The sequence below is a fragment of the Chitinophaga sp. 10T418 genome, from assembly GCF_056394125.1.
On sequence record NZ_JBFTHG010000013.1, the window covers coordinates 175,958 to 201,002 of the forward strand.

The 25,045-nt window shown below is 46.4% G+C and carries 21 protein-coding genes; 10 read left to right on the forward strand and 11 right to left on the reverse strand.

The window, feature by feature from the left end; all coding sequences use genetic code 11:
- Positions 1–12: 12 nt before the first annotated feature.
- The 4 genes from AC1DCV_RS29850 to AC1DCV_RS29865 all read right to left on the reverse strand — a co-directional run bounded on the left by AC1DCV_RS29850 (position 13) and on the right by AC1DCV_RS29865 (position 7,378).
- Positions 13–591 (reverse strand): DNA-3-methyladenine glycosylase I, encoded by a 579-nt coding sequence (locus AC1DCV_RS29850; RefSeq protein WP_477026590.1) that lies wholly within the window; start codon positions 589–591, stop codon positions 13–15.
- On the reverse strand, positions 579–2,780 hold the full coding sequence (locus tag AC1DCV_RS29855) for a DUF4954 family protein (RefSeq protein ID WP_477026591.1): 2,202 nt from the start codon (positions 2,778–2,780) through the stop codon (positions 579–581). The genes AC1DCV_RS29850 and AC1DCV_RS29855 overlap by 13 nt, the downstream gene beginning before the upstream one ends.
- A gap of 128 nt (positions 2,781–2,908) precedes the next feature.
- Positions 2,909–4,744, reverse strand: coding sequence for a glutamine--fructose-6-phosphate transaminase (isomerizing) (gene glmS / locus AC1DCV_RS29860; protein ID WP_477026592.1), 1,836 nt, complete (start codon positions 4,742–4,744; stop codon positions 2,909–2,911).
- A 264-nt stretch (positions 4,745–5,008) separates the two neighbouring features.
- Positions 5,009–7,378, reverse strand: coding sequence for a S9 family peptidase (locus tag AC1DCV_RS29865; protein ID WP_477026593.1), 2,370 nt, complete (start codon positions 7,376–7,378; stop codon positions 5,009–5,011).
- A gap of 102 nt (positions 7,379–7,480) precedes the next feature.
- Between AC1DCV_RS29865 and AC1DCV_RS29870 the strand changes: the two genes are divergently transcribed.
- Positions 7,481–8,014 (forward strand): histidine phosphatase family protein, encoded by a 534-nt coding sequence (locus AC1DCV_RS29870; RefSeq protein WP_477026594.1) that lies wholly within the window; start codon positions 7,481–7,483, stop codon positions 8,012–8,014.
- A gap of 102 nt (positions 8,015–8,116) precedes the next feature.
- Here AC1DCV_RS29870 and mgtE read toward each other — a convergent pair whose 3' ends face one another.
- Positions 8,117–9,493 (reverse strand): magnesium transporter, encoded by a 1,377-nt coding sequence (gene mgtE, locus AC1DCV_RS29875; protein WP_477026595.1) that lies wholly within the window; start codon positions 9,491–9,493, stop codon positions 8,117–8,119.
- Positions 9,494–9,551: 58 nt separating this feature from the next.
- Positions 9,552–10,430: a bestrophin family protein gene (locus AC1DCV_RS29880; protein ID WP_477026596.1), complete on the reverse strand. Its 879-nt coding sequence runs from the start codon at positions 10,428–10,430 to the stop codon at positions 9,552–9,554.
- A gap of 125 nt (positions 10,431–10,555) precedes the next feature.
- Here AC1DCV_RS29880 and AC1DCV_RS29885 point away from each other — a divergent pair, with 125 nt between their 5' ends.
- The 6 genes from AC1DCV_RS29885 (at position 10,556) to hutG (ending at position 17,281) form a co-directional block, all read left to right on the forward strand.
- Positions 10,556–10,957, forward strand: a complete 402-nt coding sequence (locus AC1DCV_RS29885; RefSeq protein WP_133809085.1) for an SET domain-containing protein — start codon at positions 10,556–10,558, stop codon at positions 10,955–10,957.
- A 255-nt stretch (positions 10,958–11,212) separates the two neighbouring features.
- Complete coding sequence (locus AC1DCV_RS29890) at positions 11,213–11,692, forward strand: MarR family winged helix-turn-helix transcriptional regulator (RefSeq protein WP_477026597.1); 480 nt, start codon at positions 11,213–11,215, stop codon at positions 11,690–11,692.
- Positions 11,693–11,722: 30 nt separating this feature from the next.
- Entirely contained in the window at positions 11,723–13,291 is a 1,569-nt protein-coding gene (gene hutH / locus AC1DCV_RS29895) for a histidine ammonia-lyase (RefSeq protein WP_477026598.1), read from the forward strand.
- Positions 13,269–14,942, forward strand: coding sequence for a urocanate hydratase (gene hutU / locus AC1DCV_RS29900; protein ID WP_477026599.1), 1,674 nt, complete (start codon positions 13,269–13,271; stop codon positions 14,940–14,942). Before hutH ends, hutU begins: the two co-directional genes overlap by 23 nt.
- A 101-nt stretch (positions 14,943–15,043) precedes the next feature.
- Positions 15,044–16,273: an imidazolonepropionase gene (hutI, locus tag AC1DCV_RS29905; protein WP_477026600.1), complete on the forward strand. Its 1,230-nt coding sequence runs from the start codon at positions 15,044–15,046 to the stop codon at positions 16,271–16,273.
- Positions 16,274–16,276: 3 nt separating this feature from the next.
- Positions 16,277–17,281: a formimidoylglutamase gene (hutG, locus tag AC1DCV_RS29910; RefSeq protein WP_477026601.1), complete on the forward strand. Its 1,005-nt coding sequence runs from the start codon at positions 16,277–16,279 to the stop codon at positions 17,279–17,281.
- Positions 17,282–17,365: 84 nt separating this feature from the next.
- On the opposite strand, the gene AC1DCV_RS29915 is transcribed toward hutG, so the two are convergent.
- Complete coding sequence (locus AC1DCV_RS29915; protein WP_477026602.1) at positions 17,366–18,196, reverse strand: CHAD domain-containing protein; 831 nt, start codon at positions 18,194–18,196, stop codon at positions 17,366–17,368.
- 79 nt (positions 18,197–18,275) lie between these two features.
- Here AC1DCV_RS29915 and AC1DCV_RS29920 point away from each other — a divergent pair, with 79 nt between their 5' ends.
- Positions 18,276–18,863: a hypothetical protein gene (locus AC1DCV_RS29920; protein WP_477026603.1), complete on the forward strand. Its 588-nt coding sequence runs from the start codon at positions 18,276–18,278 to the stop codon at positions 18,861–18,863.
- A 122-nt stretch (positions 18,864–18,985) separates the two neighbouring features.
- Here AC1DCV_RS29920 and purU read toward each other — a convergent pair whose 3' ends face one another.
- A complete protein-coding gene (gene purU, locus AC1DCV_RS29925) occupies positions 18,986–19,855 on the reverse strand; it encodes a formyltetrahydrofolate deformylase (RefSeq protein WP_477026604.1) in 870 nt (289 codons plus the stop codon).
- A 55-nt stretch (positions 19,856–19,910) separates the two neighbouring features.
- On the opposite strand from purU, the gene AC1DCV_RS29930 reads away from it, so the two are divergent.
- Together AC1DCV_RS29930 and AC1DCV_RS29935 are read left to right on the forward strand one after the other, a co-directional pair.
- A complete protein-coding gene (locus AC1DCV_RS29930; protein ID WP_477026605.1) occupies positions 19,911–20,381 on the forward strand; it encodes a metallophosphoesterase family protein in 471 nt (156 codons plus the stop codon).
- 31 nt (positions 20,382–20,412) lie between these two features.
- Positions 20,413–21,465 carry a DUF4421 domain-containing protein gene (locus AC1DCV_RS29935; RefSeq protein WP_477026606.1) on the forward strand — a complete coding sequence of 351 codons (1,053 nt, stop codon included), beginning with the start codon at positions 20,413–20,415 and terminating at the stop codon, positions 21,463–21,465.
- Here AC1DCV_RS29935 and AC1DCV_RS29940 read toward each other — a convergent pair.
- The 3 genes from AC1DCV_RS29940 to AC1DCV_RS29950 form a co-directional block, all read right to left on the reverse strand.
- A complete protein-coding gene (locus AC1DCV_RS29940) occupies positions 21,462–22,043 on the reverse strand; it encodes an LOG family protein (protein WP_477026607.1) in 582 nt (193 codons plus the stop codon). The genes AC1DCV_RS29935 and AC1DCV_RS29940 overlap by 4 nt on opposite strands.
- Before the next feature lie 9 nt (positions 22,044–22,052).
- Positions 22,053–22,682 (reverse strand): HD domain-containing protein, encoded by a 630-nt coding sequence (locus AC1DCV_RS29945; RefSeq protein ID WP_477026608.1) that lies wholly within the window; start codon positions 22,680–22,682, stop codon positions 22,053–22,055.
- 86 nt (positions 22,683–22,768) lie between these two features.
- On the reverse strand, positions 22,769–25,039 hold the full coding sequence (locus AC1DCV_RS29950; RefSeq protein WP_477026609.1) for an aconitate hydratase: 2,271 nt from the start codon (positions 25,037–25,039) through the stop codon (positions 22,769–22,771).
- Positions 25,040–25,045 lie beyond the last annotated feature (6 nt).

The window sequence follows — 25,045 nt, forward strand, 5'->3', positions numbered from 1 at the left end:
GCTTACCGGAAATTATTTTTTTGACTTGTGCTTCTTCCAGCAATCTTCCAGATGATCATCTACCATACCAGTAGCCTGCATATAAGCATAACAGATAGTAGATCCCACAAATTTAAATCCGCGTTTCAGCAAATCCTTACTCATGGCGTCTGAAATAGCTGTCTTCGCAGGAACACCAGACATGCCTTTGTAGTGATTCACAATGGGTTGGTGGTTTACAAATGACCAGATATACTTGTCGAAGCTGCCGAATTCTTTTTGCACGGCAAGGAAAGCCCTCGCATTCGTAATAACGGAATTTATTTTCAGGCGGTTGCGGATGATGCCTTCATTCTGCATCAGTTGCTCCACCTTTTTTTCGTCATACTTTATTATTTTTTTAGCATCCCATTTATCGAATGCTTTGCTGTAGTTTTCTCTTTTTGTCAGCACGGTGTACCAGCTCAGGCCAGCCTGTGCGCCTTCCAGGCAAAGCATTTCAAAAAGATGCTGATCATCATGATTAGGAGTACCCCATTCTTCATCGTGGTAGTCCTGGTATAATTTGTCTTTGGTGGACCAGCTGCATCTTATTTTTTCTACAGTTCCCATTCGGCTATAATTTGGTTAACCTTTGTTTTATAGTCAGCAAGATCGGAAATTGTCTGTTTAATAAAGCTATTATCTTCCAGGCTACCTATTACGGCATTCATTTCTTTTTCGCTTTCATATGCCAGCTGACGGAACGGATTTTTATAATCTTTTTCCCTGGAGCGTTTTATCTGTGCGGTGATCCATTCCATGGTCGCCGCTGAGTCGTTCATCCACTGTGCCAGATCAGCGGTGGTCATATTTTTCAGGGCTACTTCTTTGATTTCGAGTAAACAGGCCACTGCATGTTGAAGTTTATCTGCTGCATATTCATTTCCTATTTCTTCGTATGCCGTATGCAGTTGAGGCCAACCACTGATCTTGTTCTTTTTAATTTTTGTTTTAAGGAGAGCTACCGTTTCCGCTTTCATTAACTGTCCACCTATATTCAGCCAGTCGCCGCGTTTGGCAGTTTTTACCGCCGCCTGTAATGCCAGGAAAGAAGGTTTGTTGGCGGCCAGGATGTTTTTGATGCCATATAGTACAATCATCTCCTGGAACAGCGGATAGGCACGATGTACTTTCAGCAGTTCCACATCGCGGGAACTATTTTCAAAACCTTTGGTGAGGATGGTAAGTTTAGCTACTTCTTCCAGGTTGTTTTTAAGTAGTTCTTTTCCTTTTTTGCGTATATCCTTTTCCGTTAGTTCTTTCTTGGATGTATTTTCCGGCAGTGTATACCAGGCCTTGCCAGTAGCGGTTTCCATGATAGCCAGTGCCTGGAATAATTCTTCTACAGAATCCGGTGCCAGGTAATCGTATTCAATGTGTTGAATCTTGTCGGTGCGTTTATCACGGTCTACATATTTCCATGAGTTTCTGGCAATAGCATACATATTATACAGGAACCAGTAGGCAGGCATTACTTTCAGCCGGTCAGCATGTTCGTCATTTACCACCAGGCTAAACGGAATGGGGATGTTCAGTTCTGACATGTAATTGCCTTTGGAGATCAGCGTGAAGCTGGCAAAGCGGGAGTTATGTTTCAGACTCACACAGAGGCCGGGCCAGAACCCTCTGCCGGCAATGATTTCACCATCTGCTCCGCGGGAATTATGATTGGATCCAATGGTAGCACCTGCCGCCATATTACTTTGTCCCATGATCAGTGCTGCACAGAGGAAAGAGTTGTTATGGTGCTGCTCATGTGCCGGGAAGATCAGTGAATTCAATACTTCACAGCAGGATATAGTGGCATTGTTACCGAGGTAGGAGTTGATGAGACGGGCGCCATATTTCAGCTGTGAATGAGAGGCCATCACGAAGCGCACTGCTTTTACACCGTAGAATACCCGGCAGCCGAAACCTACTACGCCATTCACCATTTCGCAACCTTCTCCGATTTGTGAAGAAGCTTCGCTATTACTGTTGATGGTAAGATTTTTCAGTTTGTTGGCTCCTTTCAGGTAAGCATCCGTACCAATGGTAACGTCTTTGATCATTTTACAATTTTTGATCACGGTACGATCACCCACCATACCATAGTAGCCGCGTCTTTTGTCGAATTGTTTTTCAGTAAACAGTTTGAACTGATGTTGTAATTGTTCATCATCGCGGTAGCGGGTCCAGAGGTAAGCATCTCCGGGGAGCATACCATCAAATGGCATCACACTTCTGCCGCCGTTTTCATTGCACAATTCCATCCATATGCGGCCGCTTTCCTGTTCTCCTTCTTTCAGAATACCATTACCAAATTTGGCATAGTCTGTTGTCGCCATTTCGTTTACATTGGCTACGATGACTTCGTTACCAAGTATATAATGGGAGAGATAATTAACGTTATGTACCACTACGTTATCCCCGAAATCGCAGGCGCAGATCGTGCTGTTATATAAGCCTACCGGCATGCGCAGGTTATGGAATTCCAGGTAATATGGCTCCAGTTTCCCGATACGCACCATTCCGAAAAAGTGGCAGTGCTGTACCAGTTGCGGATTAAATTCGTTGGATACAAAAATAATATTCCAGTCGTCAGAAGTATTGTCATTGCGTACCAGCGCCTCTACTTCATATGCCGTTAATTTCCTGTACTGATCTTGTCTGCTCCATTGTTCATTACGGAGATAATATTCGTCTTTGCCTTTCGGTAACGTGGTTTCAATAAAGTTATACCCCAGATCGGAGAGGGGTCTTTTTTGGATATTGTTCATGAGGATACATCTTTGGAGCTTTTAGCCATTAGCTTTTAGCTTTTAGGAAATGCAGCAAACATCATATAACACCTTCTTCGCTGCATTTCCTAAAAGCTAAAAGCTAAAAGCTAATGGCTAAAAGCTATTTATTCTACTGTAACAGATTTTGCAAGATTCCTGGGCTTATCTACGTCCAGGCCTTTTAATACACCTATATGGTAGGCGAGCAGCTGTAAAGGTATTACAGAGATGATGGGTGCTACCATTTCATCTGCGGCAGGCACAAAAATTACATCATCCGCCATTGGGGGAATGGTGTTATCACCTTCTGTTACAACTGCTATCACCTTGCCTTTACGGGCTTTAATTTCCTGGATGTTGGAAACTACTTTTTCGTAGTAGCTGTCTTTTGTGGCGACTATCACTACCGGCAGGTGTTCATCCACCAGGGCAATAGGCCCATGTTTCATTTCAGCAGCAGGATAACCTTCTGCGTGTATGTAGGAAATCTCTTTCAGTTTGAGTGCTCCTTCCAGGGCTACCGGGAAATTATATCCGCGGCCCAGGTAAAGGAAGTCGCGTGCATCTTTATATTTGGCGGCCACCTCTTTGATTTGATCATCGAGTTTCAGCGCAGTAGCTACTTTTTCAGGAACCTGGTCCAGTTCATCCAGCAGGTGCTGAAAACGTTGTGTGGTGATAGTGCCTTTATCAACAGCCAGTTTCAGGCCTACGAGGCAAAGCACAGCCAGCTGGGCGGTAAATGCTTTGGTGCTGGCAACGCCAATTTCAGGGCCTGCGTGTGTATAGGCACCTGCATGCGACAACCGCGCAATAGAAGAACCTACCACGTTACAAACACCGAGGATGATGGCGCCTTTTTCTTTGGCACTTTCAATAGCTACCAGTGTATCGGCTGTTTCGCCGGACTGGGATACTGCAATGATTACATCGCCTTCGCCTACTACCGGGTTGCGGTAACGGAATTCAGAAGCATATTCTACTTCAACCGGGATACGGCATAATTCCTCAATCATGTATTCTGCTACCAGCCCCGCGTGCCAGGAGGTACCACAGGCTACAATGATAATGCGCTTGGCATTGCTCAGGATATCGGCATACTCCCGCATACCACCCATGGTAAGTGTACCATGTTTGGCATCCAAACGACCACGTAAGCTATCGAAGATAGTTTGCGGCTGTTCAAATATTTCCTTCAGCATGAAATGATCATAACCACCTTTTTCAATAGCAGCCAACTCTATGTCCAGCTTCTGTATGTAAGGTGTTTGCCTTTCATTGGAAATATTTTTCAGGATCAGTTCATCGGCTTTGATGATCGCTATTTCATAATCGTTTACATACACTACTTCTTTCGTGTATTCAACGATGGGAGAAGCATCTGATGCAAGGAAGTGTTCTCCTTTACCCACGCCTATTACCAGCGGGCTTCCCTTGCGGGCAGCAATGAGGGTATCCGGATTATCTTCATCTATCAGTACAATTACGTAAGCGCCTACCACGCGTTTTAACGCGATGCGCAGTGCTTCTTCCAGCGAGCACTGATTTTGTTTTTTGATTTCCTCAATGAAGTGCAGCAGTACTTCTGTGTCGGTATCGCTCTTAAACGTATGGCCCTGTTTTACCAGTTCCTGTTTCAGCTGAATATAGTTTTCAATGATGCCATTGTGGATCATGGCTAGTTTACCATCACCGGATAGGTGAGGATGTGCATTGCGGTCACAGGGTTCGCCATGTGTTGCCCAACGGGTATGCCCGATGGCAATATGACTCCGCATGTCTTTACCTGCCACGAATTCTTCCAGGGCAGCCACTTTGTCTTTTCTTTTGTATACCTGCAACCCATTGTTGATCAGGGCTACACCCGCGCTGTCGTATCCGCGGTATTCCAGTCTTTTAAGGCCTTTCAATACTACCGGGTAGGCTTCTCTCTGCCCGATATAAGCTACTATTCCACACATAAGGTTTTTGGATTTGTGCTAAGGTTTATCATTGCAATATCGCATTAATTGTTAAAATCACATCAGAAAATGTGAATATTGTTTAAGTTAAAGATATGGTCAGCATGGCATTCTACGTGGTCCGAATGTAAAATGAAAAAGGGAATACAGAAACGATTCCGATGAAAATTAAGATATCTTAACATTCACCTGACATCATTCACTGTATTCCCCTTTTGTATTTTTTTTATTTAGTGACTAAATAAAAAATTTTAAAATGCTCCATTATTTCAAGAGCGTACTCTCGAATAACAAAAGTATTCTTTTATATTCATCTGTCCAGCTACTGGGCGTAGTAAATCCGTGATCTTCTACCGGAAAAACTGCCAGCTCCCAGTTATTTTTTCCTAATTCAATCAAACGTTGTGATAAACGTACGATATCCTGGAAGTGCACATTGGTATCTATCATTCCATGACACATCAGCAATTTACCTTTCAGTCCATCTGCATAATAGATGGGAGAGGAGCGGCGGTAAGCAATACTGTCTGTAAATGGTTCATTCAGTATGTTGCTGGTATAGCCGTGATTGTAATGTGCCCAGTCGGTTACGGAGCGTAAAGCAGCTCCGGCAGCAAACACGCCGGGCTTCGTAAACATGGCCATCAAGGTCATGAAGCCACCATAACTGCCGCCATAAATACCGATGCGCTGCGCGTCCACCCGCAATTTTTCGGCCAAATATTTTGCGCCATCTACTTCATCATCAAGATCCTTTCCTCCCATATAACGATAAATACCAGTGCGCCAATTGCGGCCGTAACCCGCACTGCCACGGTAATCCAGGTCAAGTACCGTATAGCCTTTATCCGTTAGCAGGTTATGAAACATATACTCCCGGAAATAGCTGCTCCACCATTTATGTGCATTCTGCAGGTAGCCTGCCCCATGCACAAAGATGACAGCAGCCCCGTTATTTTTGGCCGGGTCCGGTGTGTATAACCGGGCATATACCGGCTGTTGGTCGCGTGCCGTAAAAGTGACTACCTGCGGATCACGCCAGTGGTATGTTTTAAACTCGTCCGACTGGGCCAGGTTCGTAATCTGTACCGCCTTTGCTCCCGGCGTATTAGGCTGCAGATACAGCTCCCATGGCTTATTGGAATAAGAATAGCGGAAGGCCAGCCATTTACCATCAGGGGAAACACTTACTTCATTAGCGCCAGGTAAAGTGGTAATCCTTTCGGCTTTGCCACCGGAAATGCCTATACGATAAAACTGTTTTTCTCCCGGATGTACTTCGTTGGTGCTGAGATAGAAATATTTTTTATCGGGAGATAGTTGTGCATCCTGTACTTCATAATTGCCACTGGTCAGTGGGGTAACCGTTCCATTGTTTACGTTACTGGTGTACAGATGGGAATAGCCGGTGGCTTCAGATTGAAACCAACAGGTATTTTCATCTATCCAGCCAATGTTGGCGCCACCCATGGTCCAGCCAATACCGGGGCCAGCCACCCAGGCTTCATCACGTTGGCGGTTCAGTGTTTTCAAGGTGCCGGTAGCTGCATCCAGCAATACGATCCAACGGTCTTTGTTATCCAGTGAACGGATATCTGCTATGGCATGAGTCCCCTGGTCTGACCAGTAAGGACCATTAATCACCACATCTCTTACATGTGGTGTGTCTTTTTTCGTATAGTCTTTTACGTAATCCGGAAGGTCTTTGATCCCGGGCAGGTCGGTTGTTTTAACAGGAAGCACTGTGTCGCGCTGCCGGTCATAAATATAGCTTTCAAAAGTGCCCTGTGGTGCGCCTACCTTATCGCGGGAAGGGATATCCGTTGTATAGCCGGAAGCCGTTACAAATTCCGGAACAATCGTGTTGCGGGCATCGGCAGGAGCGTTGAACAGGCTGTAGGTAATGAAACGGCCATCGGGACTGATTTGCAGGTTCATTAATCTTTTGGCCTGCAGATACAGGTGCCTTAATGTTCTGTTTTCATGCGCTTTATTAAAGGTGGTAGCCGCATCTTTACGGGCTTTCTTATCACGAACTACCTCCATCAGCTCCAGTTGCTGGGCTTTCAGGAATTTCTCTTCTGCGTTGCCTTTCTGGCTCTCTTCTTTTTCAACAGGCTTGCTGCCGGTGTCAAAGCTGGTCAGCTGGCTGATGAGGCCAGATGCACGATCCCAGGCATACAGGTCACGGTCTTGCTGAAACACCACCTGTTTGCCACCAAAGCTGAATGCCGGATTGAGAGAAGTGGCGGTGGTATTGGTGATGCGGGTGGTCTTACCGGTTTTTATCTCCAGTAAATAAATATCCCCCTCACAGCTATACGTTAATAATGTTTTATCGGTATTGTAAGTGCCACCTGAGCGGGCGGTGATGAGCGCGCGCTCATCTGCAGCCGTTTTGCGGGGAATATTGTTTTTAATACCGGTATAGTAAAGGGAGTCAGTCAGATTTTTATCGGGATTCCAGTTGAAATAGACAGTCTGATTGTCAGTGCCCCAGAAAACATTATCAGGAGAAGTTCCTATCCATTTAGGATCGCGCATAATCTTTTCTACAGTAAGCGGGCCTGCCTGTTGGGCATAGATGCGGTTGGCTGATAAAAAAATAATGGCGGGTAATACCCATTTTCTCATATCGGTTCATTATTTTGTTGGGGAATAAATGTAACGGTTTAATCATAAATTGCCGTAACTTTTGGATGGACGTACTGCGGTCATCTGCTCTAAATCCGCTTTATGCGCATACTGCCAATCTTATTTTCCCTCTTGCTCTTTGTGGCCTGTAAGCCCGGAAGACCTGCCCGGCAGCCCGTGTTGGTATCAGAAGATACGACCTTTTTAACCGGTACATTTTATGTGATCAGGCATGCAGAAAGGAACCCCGGCCCGGATTCTACTTTAACGATAGCCGGTCAGGAAAGAGCAGGCGCACTATACCGGTTGCTGAAAGATTCCGGTTTGAATAAAATCTATATTACGCCTTATAAAAGATCGGTGGCTACCGCCGACAGTCTCCGGATTCACTTACACCTGGATACCTGCTTTTATGCCGCCGATACCAGTGGCGAATCCTTTATTTATCAGGTAACCCGGCATGAAGACTGGGGCAAACGCATCCTGGTAGTAGGTCATTCCAATACCATTATTCCTATTCTGCATAGCCTGAGAGCCAAACCCCATACGGATTCTATCGGGGAGAATGAATATGACCGGTTGTTTATAGTGAGAAAGAATAAGGACGGAACGATGTTAAAGGAGATATGTTATTAGGAGCTTTTAGCCATTAGCTTTTAGCTTTTAGGAAATGCAGCGAAGAAGATGTAATATGATCTTCGCTGCATTTCCTAAAAGCTAAAAGCTAATGGCTAAAAGCTATAACAAAATTCCTTTCATCAAAGTATACGCTACTGTAAAATAAATCAGTAACCCGGTAACATCCACCAGGGTGGCCACAAAGGGAGCAGAAGATGTGGCCGGATCCGCACCACATTTCTTTAATACCAATGGCAGCATAGAGCCGGAAAGGGTGCCCCAGAGTACCACGCCTACCAGGGAAATACCTACTGTAGCGCCTATTAGCACGGTGTGTATACCATAAGTGTGGAAGAAAGTATTCCAGAGCAGGATACGTATAAAGCCGATGGAGCCCAGTGCTCCGCCCAGGATCAAGCCGGAAATGATTTCCCGGCGCATCACGCGCCACCAGTCACCTACCGTGATTTCACCGAGGGCCATGGCCTGTATAATAAGGGTGGAAGCCTGCGAGCCGCTGTTACCTCCACTGGAAATGATGAGTGGAACAAAGAGTGCCAGCACTACCGCCTTGGCAATTTCGTCTTCAAAGAAGCCCATGGCAGTTGCGGTTAGCATTTCTCCGATAAATAATACTACGAGCCAGCCTACACGCTTTTTAATCAGTTTCAGGATAGGCATGTCGAGATAGGGCTCATCCAGGGCCTCGGTACCACCTATTTTCTGAATATCTTCTGTATGTTCTTCGTTGGCGATCCACAACATATCGTCAATGGTCACAATACCCAGCAATATGCCCTGATCATCTGCTACGGGCAAGGCTACCCTGTTTTCCATCCGGAAAACCTGTATGGCCTCTTCCTGGTCATCGTTGGCATGGAGCGACACAAACCGGTCATCCATCAGGGTATGCACCACGGTATCCGGAGATACGAGCAGGAACTCCCTGATCCGGAAGTCATCCAGCAGGTGTCCCTTTTCGTCAATTACATATATTACGTCAATCGTTTCACTATCCTTACCATGTTCGCGGATATAATCAAGTACCTCTTTCACGGTCCACTCTTCCCGTACTGCAATGTAATCGGGCGTCATGATACGACCTACACTATTTTCCTTGTAACCAAGGAGGGAGAGCGTAATCCGCCGCTCTTCCGGGTCGAGCAGCTTGATCAGTTCTTTTACGGCCTCACTGGGAAGCTCTTCCAGGAAGGCTGTACGGTCATCCGCCGGTAGCTCGTTCATGAGCTCCGCTATTTTAGCGGCCGATAAAGTGCGGATAACATCCTCCTGCAATGGAAAGTCCAGGATACGAAAAGCCGCTGCCGCTCTGCTGATCGACAGGTTATTAATGATGATATCTGCTTCATCAGGATCTTCGTGAATCAGTTCGGCTATATCCGTTATCAGCTGGTCGTCCAGATATACTGACAGTTCGCGGTAATTCTTTTCTTCTGTCAGTGTCTGGAATTTTTCCAGTAAAGCTTCATTTTCCATGTACAAATTGCCTCTATCTGCGAAAATAAGTTAAAATAGCACGCTGCCGGGACAGTCGTTATAATAATTCTGATACATGCAGTCGGATATTGCTGCAAATAGTATCTATGGGCAGATCATTGGCGTCCTTGCCAAACGGATCCTCAATTTCTTCTGCAATCAGTTCCAGGCTCGCCAGTACAAAGAAGATGAACACAATCATCGGGATGATCAGGTACCCCAGACTGAATACATAAGCAAAAGGCATTGACATCACATAAAAGAATATAAATTTTTTAATAAAAACGCTGTAGGAGAAGGGGATAGGCGTGTTTTTAATACGCTCACAGGCGCCACATACATCAGCAAAAGACTGTAACTCAGGGTTCAGCAAAATTAGCTGATCGCCTGTCAATTGCCCGTTGCGGTACAGTTCCATGGTTTTGCCGGTGATTAGCTGGGCCAGCTGATTAGGTACATGCTTACTGATATCCATGTGCTGTGGCTCCATTCCCGGAATGGTTTCCATTTCGTCATGCAGGTAGGTTTTCCGCAGATGATTCTTCAGACCATAGGCAAAATTCGGAATCATCACTTTAAAGAATAGCCGGTCCGCCTGGTTATCTGCCGGTAACATCGCCTGTATCTTCATCGCCAGGTTGCGGCTGCTGTTGACAAGGGCGCCCCATTGCCGGCGACCTTCCCACCAACGGTCATACGCGGTATTGGTGCGGAATACCAGCAACATGGAAATCACAAAACTCAGCAATCCATGCATCAGCGATATCTTGGAAATTTCACTGTTGGCCGATAGTTTCCATACCTCCAGCTCCAGCCAGGCTATAAAAGCTGAATAGACAGAAAGCGCGATGAACATAGGAAACAGCTTCCTGACCGTGTCCGCTTTATGAATGCGAAAAATAAACGTAAACCATTCTTTCGGGTTATAATTGATCATATATACTGCTTGATAATAGGCAAAAAAAATAATTTCCGGGCCGCAAACCTAAATTTTTTAAACATGATTTTGATAACTTCTTCCTTTAACTTTACTTTACGTCTTCTTTTATTTGAAATTGAGCTATGATAAAGCCGTACTTGTACATTGATAAGTCTAAGGGAAGAGGCAGAGGAGTCTATACAAAAGAAAAGATCCCGGCCGGAACAAGAATAGAGACTTCACCCGTGCTGGTTCTCTCTTACGATGATACTGAAATTGTGGACAAAACAAGACTCCATAATTATATTTTTCTCTGGGGTGCGAAAGAAACCCGTTCTTGTGTGGCTTTGGGCTTCTGTTCTATCTACAACCACGATTATCACCCGAACTGTGAGTATGAAATGGACTTCACTGAAGAAACCATGAGCATCATCACGCGGCGTGATATCAAAAAAGGTGAAGAACTCTCCATTAACTATAATGGCGATGTAACCGATACTTCCCCCCTTTGGTTTGATATCAAAAAGAAACAAACAGCCAAGTAAAGAATTACGAATTACGAAGGGCAGGGAGATCTTAGCGGATATTAGCTGCTAACCTGCGTATTTCGTTTTTCTTTTATAAAATTGTATAAGTACTTATATAATATTTCAACTGTTATAATATTTCCATTTTTCTTTTGTAATATTGTATAAGTGCTTATATAATATCGATGGGCTGTTGTAAGGATATATAATAACATTCGATGATATCTCCCTGCTATTCTGTCAATCGTCATTCTTAATTTGTAATTCTTCCTCATGTCATTCTATCCATCATTAGGCTATCTTGTTTTTGGCAGCCGCCTGCGTCGCCTGAGTGAATACTTCCTCATGGAAGTGAATAAAGTATATGAACAGGCGGGGATTCCCTTTGATGCCAGCTGGTTCCCGGTATTCTACCTGTTGTCAAAACAACAACCGGTACCTATGATAGACATTTCAGAACAACTGGAAATTTCCCATTCGGCCGTTAGCCAGATGGTCACTAACCTGAAAAAGAAAGGCCTGTTGAAAACTACGCCCTGCAAAGAAGACGGCCGCCGTCAACTCGTGGCATTCTCCAAAAAAGGCGAAGAACTCCTGCAACAGATACAACCCGTTTGGGAGGCTATCACCGAAGCCATGAACGAACTGGTCATGGAAAATAAACAAAGCCAGCAGGTGCTGGCCGCCATCGCACAAATTGAACAATCAGTGCAACAAACTTCTTTATCAGAAAGAATTAAGAAACAACTATAATCCTTCATACACCAGAAAAATTGACTGACCATGAGTGATATTTTTAAGTACGGTATAGACCAGCTCACTGTAGCCACCGCCATTGATATTGCGGCCGGCAAAGTGAAAGGCATACTGGTACCGGAAGTAGTTACACGCGTACAAACCAGCTTCGGGTATGTACAAACCATCGTAGCACAACATACTACGGTATATGGTATTAACACTGGCTTCGGTCCCTTGTGTGATACCAAAATTTCGGAAGAAGATACCCGCGCCCTGCAGTATAATATCCTGCAAAGCCACAGTGTAGGCGTAGGAGAACCTATTCCGGAAGAAATTGCCCGCATCATGCTTATCACCAAAGTGCATGCATTGGCACAAGGTTTTTCAGGCGCAGCATTGGCTACCCTGGAACGCATTATCTGGCATATCGATCATAAAGTAACGCCGCTGGTGCCTGAAAAAGGCTCTGTAGGCGCATCCGGCGATCTGGCGCCCTTATCACACCTGTTCCTGCCACTGATTGGCCTGGGACATGTATGGTACAAAGGACAAAAAACAGATACGGCCGCCATGATGCAGCAGGAAGGCATCGTCCCGATTGTACTCGGCCCTAAGGAAGGCCTGGCACTGATCAACGGTACACAGTTCATCCTGTCGTTTGCAGTGAAGGCAGTACAACGCCTGCACAATGCATTGGACGCAGCAGATATTATCGGCGCTTTATCCCTCGAAGGACTGATGGGCACCGCCAAGCCTTTTGATCCGCGCTTACATGCCATCCGTCCGTTCCCCGGCAATCAGCTGGTAGCGCACCGCTTGAAGACATTGCTGGAACATTCAGAGATCATGTCTTCTCATGTGGACTGCGGCCGCGTACAGGACCCTTATTCCCTGCGTTGTATGCCACAGGTACATGGTGCCTCACGTACGGCCTGGCAACATCTGCAGGAACTCACCACGATTGAACTGAATGCCGTTACGGATAATCCGATTATTTTCAGTGCAGAAGACACCATCAGTGGGGGTAACTTCCACGGTCAGCCGATGGCTTTACCGCTGGACTATGCTACTGTGGCTGCCGCGGAACTGGGTAATATCTCCGACAGGCGTTGTTATATGATGATTGAGGGGAGATATGGATTACCAAAATTACTCATCCAGGACGCCGGTCTGAACTCCGGTTTTATGATCCCGCAGTATACCACTGCCGCCCTGGTAACAGAAAATAAAACACTGTGTTTCCCTGCCAGCGCAGATAGCGTGCCTACCTCCCTGGGTCAGGAAGATCATGTATCCATGGGATCTATCAGTGGCCGTAAGCTGAACCAGGTAATTGGCAATCTCGAATATATACTCGCAATAGAATTGTTGTATGCTGCACAGGCAGTGGATTTCCGCCGCCCACTGAAATCCAGCCCTGTGCTGGAAGCAGTACATCAGTATACCCGGGAGAAGGTAAGCTTTGCTACAAAAGACCGCATCTTCGCCTACGATATTGCGGCGTTGCACAATATCATCACTGACCAGTCACTGGTGCGCGTAGCCAACGAAGCTGCGGCCCAACATCAACTCAACTTAAACGGACTTTATAATGACCAGTTTGGACTTTATTAAAACATACGCAGCTCACCCGCATTATAAAGCGCCGCGTGGTGCACAGCTGCATGCCAAATCATGGCAAACCGAAGCGCCTTTGCGCATGTTGCTCAATAACCTCGATGCAGAAGTAGCTGAAAACCCCGATGAACTGGTGGTATACGGTGGCATCGGCCAGGCTGCCCGCAACAAGGAATCGCTGCAAAAAATTATAGAAATATTACTGGAGCTGGACGAGGATCATTCCTTGCTGGTGCAATCCGGTAAACCGGTAGGTATTGTCCGCACGCATCCGCAGGCGCCACGCGTAATGCTGGCCAACAGTAACCTGGTACCCAAATGGGCTACCTGGGAGCACTTCAATGAACTGCGCGCCAAAGGCCTGATGATGTATGGTCAGATGACCGCCGGTAGCTGGATCTATATCGGTACTCAGGGTATCCTGCAGGGAACCTATGAAACCTTTATGGAATGCGGCAGACAACACTTTAATGGCAGTCTCGCAGGCAAACTGCTGGTCACCGCAGGTATAGGCGGTATGGGTGGTGCACAGCCACTGGCCGCCACCATGGCCGGTGCCGTATTTATTGGCGCGGATATCGATCCTACACGTATCCAGAAAAGACTGGATACCCGCTACATCGACCGCATGACGTATTCTTATGAAGAAGCGATTCAGTGGGCCCGGGACGCGCAGGCGAAAGGGGAGGCATTGTCTATTGGTCTGGTAAGTGATGCCGGTGATATGCTGGAACGCATGCTGAAAGATAATATCATACCTGATATCCTCACCGATCAGACTTCGGCACATGATCCGCTGAATGGCTATGTGCCCAATGGCATAACGCTGGAAGCCGCACTGGACCTGCGTAAAAAAGATGCAGCTGCCTACCGTGAATTGTCGCTCAAAAGCATGGCCCGCCACGTAGGCTTCATGTTGCAAATGCAACAGAAAGGCGCCGTAACGTTTGATTATGGTAACAACCTGCGTGAATTTGCCCGTGAAGGGGGAGAAGCCAACGCATTCAACTTCCCGGGATTCACACCGGCGTACATCCGTCCGCTGTTCTGTGAAGGAAAAGGACCTTTCCGCTGGGTAGCCCTCTCCGGCGATCCGGAAGATATTTATACTACTGACCAGGCGCTGATAGAAGCGTTCCCGGAAAATACCCACCTGATCAACTGGCTGAAAGAAGCCAGAGAGAAAGTGGCCTTCCAGGGATTGCCTGCCCGCATATGCTGGCTCGGTATGGGAGAGCGTGAAAAAGCAGGTTTGATTTTCAACGAGCTGGTGAGAACCGGTAAAGTGAAAGCGCCGATTGTGATTGGTCGTGATCACCTCGACTGTGGCTCCGTAGCTTCTCCTAACCGGGAAACGGAATCCATGAAAGACGGCTCTGATGCAGTAAGTGACTGGACCCTTCTCAACCTGATGGCCAATACCGGTGGCGGCGCTACCTGGGTATCATTCCATCATGGCGGCGGCGTAGGAATGGGATATTCCCAACATGCCGGTATGGTAGTACTGGCCGATGGTACAGACCGTGCCGCCGCCTKCCTGAGCCGCGTATTGTTCAATGATCCTGCCCTGGGAATTTTCCKCCACGCCGATGCCGGATATGAAAAAGCACAGGAGTGGGGCGCAAAATTTGACATCAAGATTGATTAAGCGTTAGCTTTTAGCTTTTAGCAGTTAGACTATAGCGAATAAGTATCCGCTAAGAGCTATCCGCTACAGGCTAAAAGCTAACAGCTAAAAGCAAATAGCTAATGAAAACTTTACTCGGACCTTTTGCTCAAATCCTGCCAATGACAGGCCTGTCGCTGAAAGGCACGTTACAGGATGAGCAGTTAACAGTGATAGAAAAAGGTGGTGTGGTAGTGGAAAACGGAGAGATCATCGCCGTTGCAGACTACAAATCATTGCTGAAAAAATATCCGGACAGCGAGATCGCTTTCATGGATACCCCCCTGGTATTATTGCCCGGCTTTATCGATTGTCATACGCACATTTGTTATGATGGTACGCGTAACCGTGATTATGCGATGCGTATAGCTGGTAAGAGTTATTTGGAAATAGCACGTGCGGGTGGTGGTATCTGGGATTCAGTTACTAAAACACGTATAGCCGATATCGTTACCCTTACCGAAAATACGGTAGCCCGTGCCAACCGGCATTTAAGAGAAGGGGTGACTACCATTGAAGTGAAAAGTGGTTATGGACTTAATCTTGAAGGAGAGTTGAAAATGTTGCGCGCCATACAACAGGCGGGCATGCATACCAAAGCTACACTTGTTTCTACCTGTTTGGCTGCGCATATGAAACCACGTGATTATGCCGGAAGCGAAACCGAATATCTGCAATGGATAGTCAGCGAACTGCTGCCGGTATTGCAGCAGGAGCAGCTCAGCAACAGGGTAGATATTTTCATTGAAGAAACTGCCTTTTCTGCGCCCGCGGCAGCTGCATTTTTGCAACAGGCCATGCAGCAAGGGTTTGTGGCTACCGTACATGCCGATCAGTTTAGTGCAGGTGGTGCAGCGGTAGCGGTGAATGCTGGTGCCTTATCGGCAGATCACCTGGAAGCCAGCAGTGAAAAAGAAATTGCTTTACTGGCGAATTCCAATACAGTTGCCGTAGTTTTGCCGGGTGCTTCATTAGGTTTGGGTATGCAGTATGCACCGGCGCGTAAGTTACTGAACGCCGGCGCGAGTGTAGCGATAGCAAGTGATTGGAACCCAGGATCAGCGCCTATGGGCGATTTGCTGATACAAGCCGCCGTTATGAGTGCCGCAGAAAAATTATCAACAGCAGAAGTGTTGGCCGCGCTTACCGTAAGAGCAGCCCCTGCATTGCAATTAAAAGATGCAGGTCAGTTGGTAGCCGGATATGCAGCAGATCTGCAGGCGTATCCTACCAGTGATTACCGGGATATACTTTATTATCAGGGTAAGATGAAACCTGCTATGGTATGGAAAAAAGGAGAATTAGTATCGTAATTTATGATAACAAAGGATAGCTATCAACCAACAGCAGCCACTTCGTGGACTGGTCGTACAGATGGTACCGCACCGGATCTGCTGCGTTGGCATCAGGTCATTAAAGTAGTGGACCTGTTACAGGCGCCACTGCCGGCACTGCAACCGGAAGAAAAAGGGATTGTGCTACTGGGCTTCGCCAGTGATGAAGGTGTACGCCGTAATAAAGGCAGAACCGGCGCAGCAGAAGGCCCGGCAGCATTGCGTAAAGCCATTGCCAACTTCCCGGTTCACTTCAACGAACAAACGATTTTACTCGATGCAGGAGATATTCTTTGTCTAAACGGTGAACTGGAAAATGCGCAGCAGGTATTGAGTGAAGCCGTAAATGCCATACTCACAGCGGGCTATCTGCCACTGTTGCTCGGCGGCGGACATGAAATTACGTACGGGCATGCCAGTGGTATACGCCGATTTGCTTCGCAGCAAAAGATAGGCTTCATTAACTTTGACGCACATTTTGACATCCGTATTTCGGGAGAAGAAGGTCCCAGCTCTGGTACCGGCTTCTGGCAACTGGCACAGGATACCAAACAGGCTGGTATGCCTTTTCATTACCTCGCATTAGGTATTCAGAAGAATGGAAATACCCGGCAGCTCTTTAACATCGCCGGTGAAGAAGATGCAACCTATGTAAGTGCAGATGCTTTTCACCTGCAGGATAAAGACACTTTATTTGCCGCTATTCAGCATTTCCTGGGACAGGTGGATAAAGTTTATCTGACTACCTGCCTGGACGTATTTGCGGCTCCTTTTGCACCTGGTGTAAGTGCTACCGCCTATAACGGTATCATGCCCGGAGGATTATTCCTGCAGTGCTACCGCAGAATTTTACAAAGCGGAAAAGTAGCAGGTACTGACATTGCAGAACTCAATCCTTCATTGGATATCGATAACCGTACTGCCAAGCTCGCGGCCTCCCTCATTTTTGAGACCGTAATGGCTTATTCCGGAGAGGAACCGTTCTAGCTATTAGCTTTTAGCAGTTAGCTATTAGACTATAGCGGATAGCTCTTAGCGGATACTTATTCGCTATAGTCTAATAGCTAACTGCTAAAAGCTAATTGCTAAAAGCTGTCTCAGCTGCACAGTGCACAATGCCAGTTGCTCCTTTACATCCAGCTGTAGCAATTGTACCAGTTGAGATGCGTTCACCGGTAAGGTGATTTTTTCTTTCTTCAGTTGTGCGATCGTTGCTTTTGTAAATAACAATAATTCGCTGGTATCATGCCATTGTCCCAGTAGTTCGCCTGCTTTCTTCGTATGTGTGGTGAGCACATCGGTGTGGGTAGAGGGGAGCACCTGTTCCAGTATGGTGAGCTGATAATATAACGCCTTGGTATCTTTCCTTACTCCATGCCAAACAGTATGATGGGCCCTGCTGGCAGGCAGTGTAATACGCTGGTGTTGTTGTTGCAGAAATTTGATCAGCGCGGTTGTAGCGGCCGTATCATCGGTATCGGAAATGGCTTCCTTGAAATCTTCAGGTAGGGAATCTAACTTTTTAAGAGTGCAGTGTTTTATGGTAGCCTGCAATAGCTCGTCGGCGGTAGCCTGTTTGTTTTTGAGCAACAAATGTGCAAACGAAAAGCGCCACTTTACTTTTTTCTCATAGTCCCGAAGGTGTTTCTCCTGTAGCTGTGTATCCCTGGAAGCCCCGCCTATTGCCTGTATGAGTCTTACCGTATGCAAATGCTTACCGGCTCCAAAGGAGTAATCCGGTAGTTGCTTTACCAGCGAAAAAAAAGCCCGTAGTTTTTTTACACCCACCCGCATTTCATGTATCGCATCGGCATCACCGGGCGCCTGTTGCAAGGTGGTATATGCGGTGGTGACGGCATCGCATTCCTTGCGGAGATAATGATATAAAGCAGTTTGTAGCATCTCTTTAAAGATAAAATAAAATTTCCGGGAGTGAGGGGTATCTAGATAATTTCAATATTTTTGCTTCAAATTGTATGTTATGCAACTACTCCCCAAGATGGCAGTCACAGTACTGCTAACTACGCTTTGCATCCCCGCAATAGCGCAAAAAATTAAACTGGTAGACGGAGACCTCGCTACCCTGAAAGATCAGAAAGAACTCAATGTTGAATTTACGTATGATCATCTGTCCGTAGGTAAAGACAGTGAAGAGGATTATATCAGTAAAAAAACAACAGAGTACAACAAGAAAGAAGCCGGGAAAGGCGATACCTGGGCCAAAGCATGGAAAGAGGATCGCCCCACCAGGTATGAGCCCAAGTTTGATTCGCTGTTCAATGATAATGGCGATTTAAAAGCTGGAAATTTTCCGAATGCAAAGTACACCATGATCTTTCACACTACTTTTATTGAGCCAGGATTTAATGTAGGCGTAGCACGTAAAAACTCCTACATTGATGCAGAAGCTACGATTGTGGAAACCGCCAACAGAAGTAAGGTGGTGGCTAAAATATCCATTGAGAATGCACCGGGCCGGATGATGGGCTTTGACTTTGATACCGGTATGCGGATCATGGAATCCTATGCAGTGGCTGGAAAGAAATTAGCGAAGTTTATTGTCAGATAGTAATATCATCTATATTAATCGTTATAGCTGGTAAAAAACGGCTAGGTTCATGAAGAATGAAAGGCGGGAAAGTGTAAATTTTCGGGGCTGACAGACGCGAAGTTTGTCAGCCCTGTTTTTTATCAGAATACAATGGTCTTGTTACCATGCAGGATCACCCGGTTATTCACATGTGCTTTTACGGCCCTGGTCAGCACCTGCCGCTCAATATCACGTCCCAGCATTACCAGGTCTTCTACCGTATGTTTATGGCTTACCCTGGCCACATCCTGTTCAATAATAGGCCCTTCATCCAGTTCATTGGTCACATAATGGGCAGTAGCACCAATCAGTTTTACCCCTCTCGTATAGGCGTTGAGGTAAGGTCTGGCACCCGCAAAGGCTGGTAAAAAAGAATGATGAATATTGATGATGCGCTGTGGGTAACAACTAACAAATTGTGGCGATAATATCTGCATATACCTGGCTAGTACGGTAAAATCTACCTGATGCTCTTCCAGCAGGCGGATAGCAGCATCTTCCTGTACTGCTTTGGTGGCGTTGGTAACCGGCAGGTAATGAAACGGAATATCCATAGCCGTACATTCCTTTTCCAGCAGGGAATGATTGGAAATAACGAGCGGAATATCTACCGGCAGTTCCCCGCTTTTCCATCTCCATAAAAGTTCCAGCAAACAATGATCATAAGCAGATACCATAATGGCCATCCGCATACGGCGGTCGCTGTAATCAATTTTCCATTCCATGTGTAGCGGAGTGGCGACCTGTTGCTGGAAAGCGGCTTCCAGCGCCGGTTTATCCAGGAGGTCCAGCTGGAATTCCATGCGCATAAAAAATAATCCTTCACGGGGATCGGTACTGTGTTGACTTGCATCAAGTATATTTGCACCCAACTGGTAAAGGAACTGGGATACGCCAGCTACAATGCCGGGACGATCGGGGCAGCAAATAAGCAAACACGCAGTAATAGGATGAGCGTTTTCTTTTGACATATAACTACAAAGTAAAAAATATTAATATAATTCTCCCTTGAAAAAAATAGGACTCATGTCGGATACGCATAGCTATTTGCATCCGCAGGTATTTAAGTACTTTGAAGAAGTGGATGAGATCTGGCATGCCGGCGACATCGGTAATGTGGAACTGGCGGATAAACTGGAAGCCTTTAAGCCGTTCAGGGCGGTATATGGCAATATTGACGGAGCGGATATCCGTATCCGTTATCCCGAAACGCTGCGGTTTAACGTAGAAGGAGTAGAGGTGATGATGACACATATTGGCGGTTATCCGGGGAAATATGCCCCAGGTGTGAAAGAACAGTTGAAACAACATCCCCCCAAACTCTTTATCTGTGGCCATTCTCATATTCTGAAAGTGATGCCCGACGCGGCATTGCATTTGTTACATATGAATCCGGGTGCATGTGGACAACAAGGGTGGCACAAAGTTAAAACGCTCCTGCGCTTTCAGGTAGCTGCAGGCAATATTCAGAACCTGGAAGTCGTTGAACTTCCCTGATCATCAACATCGGAATTAACCTACAACGTTTATGAATCTACGAATTTTAGTATGGCTGATCGTATTTTTGACAGGGGCTACGCAGATGCAGGCTCAGGGCCGCTTCTGGAAGTGGTTGAAAACAGAAAATGATACGGCTTATATCGAAGATCATACGGAAGATATCACCGGCCGGCTGTATGGTTCCCGTAAATACACAAAATTTGATATCCTCGACAGGAAACAGAAAAAAGATATCCTGTACAGACCCAATACTCCCTTTAATATTGGATTTGGTGCGAACTACAGGTTTGTTGGGATTAACCTGGGCTTTAACCTGCCATTCATTAATCGGCATAATGATAAGTTCGGAAAGACAAAATACATTGATCTGCAATCGCATATTTATCTTCGTAAAATAGTAGTGGATTTCTACGGACAATATTACAAAGGCTATTATGTAGCCAATCCACAGGAAGTATTTGGTAAAGCATATGCTGCTCAAAACCCTTATCCCCAGCGACCTGACATAAGAAATATAGATTTCGGACTGAATGTGCAGTATATTTTCAACGACAAACGTTTTTCCTATCGCGCACCAAACCTGCAGAATGAATACCAGAAAAAAAGTGCCGGCTCCTTTATCGTAGGGGGAGAAATGTTCCTGGGCCGGGTAAAGGGTGATTCATCCCTGATCCCGTCTAACATGGCAGATACGAACTTTCTGCGGGACGAGCACTATTATAAAACGGGTATTTCTTCTCTGGCTGCCAATGTCGGTTATGCCTATACGTTTGTATTACAACAGCACTTCTTTTTGTCGCTGTCCCTCACAGCAGGTTTAGGAGGTAATGTGACCAGTCTTTACATGGAAAGTGGAGAAATCAGCCGTAAGGTGGGGTTACAATTCAGTAATACCGTACGGGCCTCTCTTGGCTATAATTCCAGCCGTTATTTTGCAGGGGTACACTACGTGGGAATGAATATCCGCAGCGGTATGCCGATACCACATACCTATCAGACATTTGGTACCGGCAATTTCAGGGTGAGCCTGGTGCGCAGGTTTGCACTGAAGAAGCCACTGTGGAAAGCAAAAGAGATTTAACTCTGCGCCGGCGAAATCCATTTGGAGTTAGCTGGTGGCTCGTATTGCTCCATTTGCTGCAATAAATCATTGATATCATTACTACATAACAGCATATCCCGGTTTTCTGCTTTGAGGAAACCGTTGCTGGTCATGGTTTTCGAAAGCTCAATCAGGGCATCGTAAAAGCCGTTGATATTGAGCAGGCCAATAGGTTTTTTGTGCAGACCTAATTGCCCCCACGTAAGCATTTCAAACAGTTCCTCCATAGTGCCGAATCCGCCGGGTAGTGCAATTACACCGTTACATAATTCATTCATTTTGGTTTTGCGTTCATGCATGGTATCTACCAGGATCAGTTCCGTCAATCCTTCATGCGCCAGTTCTTTTTGTTGCAGAAAATAGGGTAATACACCGATTACCTGTCCGCCGGCATTCAGTGCACCATCTGCTACAGCTCCCATGAGTCCTACTTTGGCACCGCCATATACCAATGTAAGCTGGCGTTCTGCCAGTGCAGCGCCCAGTAATTTAGCCTGTTCCAGGTAAACGGGGTCCTTTCCTGCACTTGAACCACAAAAAACTACGATTCGTTTCATATATCCTGATTATAAAGTGTCAATTTCTGCCTGGATGTTGTTCCTGGCGCTTTCTTCATACAGTTCCCTGAAAGCAGGAGTACGGAAAATGGCCGGCATTTCCAGGAAATGCTGCAATGCCTTTTTTCGGCCTGGTTTATATAAGAGGTCCGGGTAGATACTGTATTCCTGTCTTATTTGCTGGGTGTACTGCCGGTAAGCTTCCGGAGAAGTACCTAGTATCTGCAGATCGAAGTCGAGGAAATAATCCAGGTCAGGATCGTTCTGCGGATTGACATGGGTTTTGGTAGCTATTATAAAGTCATTTACAGCAGTGGTTTTATCTGCCGGAAAGCCAATCTTCCGGAGATGTGTAACGGCGGCGGCTGCACTCATTTCTTCGTTATCAGAACGCTGCGCGTTATATATAATATCATGGAAGAAGATGGAGAAAAGGACCACCTCATTATCCAGGATACGATCGGCATAGGTTTGTTGTAAGGATACCAGCTGTAAAATATGCGAGATATCGTGGTAATGACGTTTCTCCTCCTGGTAGGCCATCATCACGGTAACGTAGGACTGGTTAATCAACATCAGATCATCCGTGTATGGGAAGTTGGTTTGGGTCCAGGGGGCTCTTAATTCTGATACTTGCATATGCTGGGTTCTTTTTCCACACTCAATTTAAAAAGAAAACGGGCAGAAAAAACTTTCTGCCCGTTGCTTTTATGCTAAATAGTTAACTATGCTTTTTTAGCGGCTTCTGCACGGATAACGTTCAGTGCACCACCTGCTTTAAACCACTCGATCTGTTGTTCGTTGTACGTGTGGTTTACCGGGAATTCATCTGTGCTGCCGTCTTTATGGTGAAGTACAACAGTCAGTTGTTTACCTGGAGTGAAAGAAGTCAGACCATTGATATCGATGGTATCATCTTCCTGGATTAAATCATAATCTTCTTTGTTAGCGAAGGTCAGACCCAGCATACCCTGTTTTTTCAGGTTTGTTTCGTGGATACGGGCGAAAGATTTCACCAGGATAGCACGAACGCCGAGGTGACGTGGTTCCATTGCAGCGTGTTCGCGGCTGGAGCCTTCACCGTAGTTTTCGTCACCTACTACCACTGCACCAAAACCGTGTGCTTTGTAGTCGCGCATGGTAGCAGGAACTGCACCATATTCGCCGGTAAGGGAATTTTTAACGGTATCGCTTTTATCGTTGAATGCGTTGATCGCACCAATGAGCATGTTGTTGGAAATGTTATCCAGGTGACCGCGGTATTTCAACCATGGACCAGCCATAGAGATATGATCCGTAGTACATTTACCTTTCGCCTTGATAAGGAGTTTCAGGCCTTTCAGGTCTGTACCTTCCCAGGCGGAGAATGGTGCAAGGAGTTGCAGACGGTCGGAGGTAGGAGATACCTTTACCTGAACACCGCTACCATCGGCCGCAGGCGCCTGGTAACCAGCGTCATCTACGGCAAAGCCTTTCACTGGCAGTTCGTAACCTACTGGTTCATCCAGCATTACTTCTACGCCGTTTTTGTTCTTCAGTTTGTCTGTCAGTGGGTTGAAGGTGATATCACCTGCAATGGCCAAAGCGGTAACAATTTCCGGAGAAGCTACGAAAGCGTGGGTAGAAGCGTTACCATCATTTCTTTTCGCGAAGTTACGGTTGAAGGAAGTGATGATAGAGTTCTTGCGGGTAGGGTCGTCGATATGACGTGCCCACTGACCGATACAGGGACCGCAGGCGTTTGCCAGTACTACCCCACCAACCTGGTCGAAAGTATTGAGTAAACCGTCTCTTTCGATGGTAAAACGTACCAGTTCAGAACCGGGAGTGATCGTGAATTCAGATTTCATATCCAGTTGCTTATCGATGGCTTGTTGTGCCAGGGAAGCAGAGCGGGAAATATCTTCGTAGGAAGAGTTGGTGCAGGAACCGATCAGGGCTACTTCCAGTTTCTCAGGCCAGTTGTTTTCTTTCACGGCCTGTGCAAATTTGGAGATAGGCCATGCCAGATCCGGTGTGAACGGACCGTTTACATAGGGTTCCAGTTCGTCCAGGTTGATTTCAATTACCTGGTCGTAGTATTTGGCAGGGTCTGCATATACTTCTGTATCCGGACGCAGGTGTTCTCTAACGCCGTCAGCCAGTGCAGCAACATCAGCTCTGCTGGTCACTTTCAGGTAGTCAGCCATTTTGTTGTCGTACGCGAAGAGGGAACAGGTAGCGCCGATTTCAGCACCCATGTTACAGATAGTACCTTTACCAGTAGCGCTCAGGCTATCAGCACCTTCACCAAAGTATTCCACGATAGCGCCGGTGCCACCTTTTACAGTGAGGATACCAGCTACTTTCAGGATAATGTCTTTAGCGGAAGTCCAGCCACTCATTTTACCTGTCAGCTTCACACCGATCAGTTTCGGCATTTTCAGCTCCCAGGGTAAACCAGCCATCACATCTACGGCATCGGCACCACCAACACCAATCGCCACCATGCCTAAACCGCCGGCATTAGGAGTGTGGGAGTCAGTACCGATCATCATACCACCCGGAAACGCATAGTTTTCCAGTACAACCTGGTGAATAATACCAGCGCCTGGTTTCCAGAAACCAATGCCGTACTTATCAGAAATAGAAGAAAGGAAATCGTAAACTTCTTTATTGGTGTCAATAGCAGTCGCAAGATCTTGTGTAGCGCCAACCTTGGCTTGTATAAGGTGATCACAGTGTACAGTAGAGGGAACCGCAACTTTATCACGGCCGCAGGTCATAAACTGGAGCAACGCCATCTGGGCAGTTGCATCCTGCATAGCTACGCGATCTGGAGCAAATTCAACATAGGATTTGCCTCTTTCGTAGGGCGTGGGAGTAGGTGCATACAGATGAGCGTACAAAATCTTCTCAGCAAGCGTGAGCGGGCGACCTAACATCTTACGGGTTGCTTCCACCTTACCCGGTAATGCCGCATACACTTTTTTAATCATGTCAATATCAAACACCATGGCAAA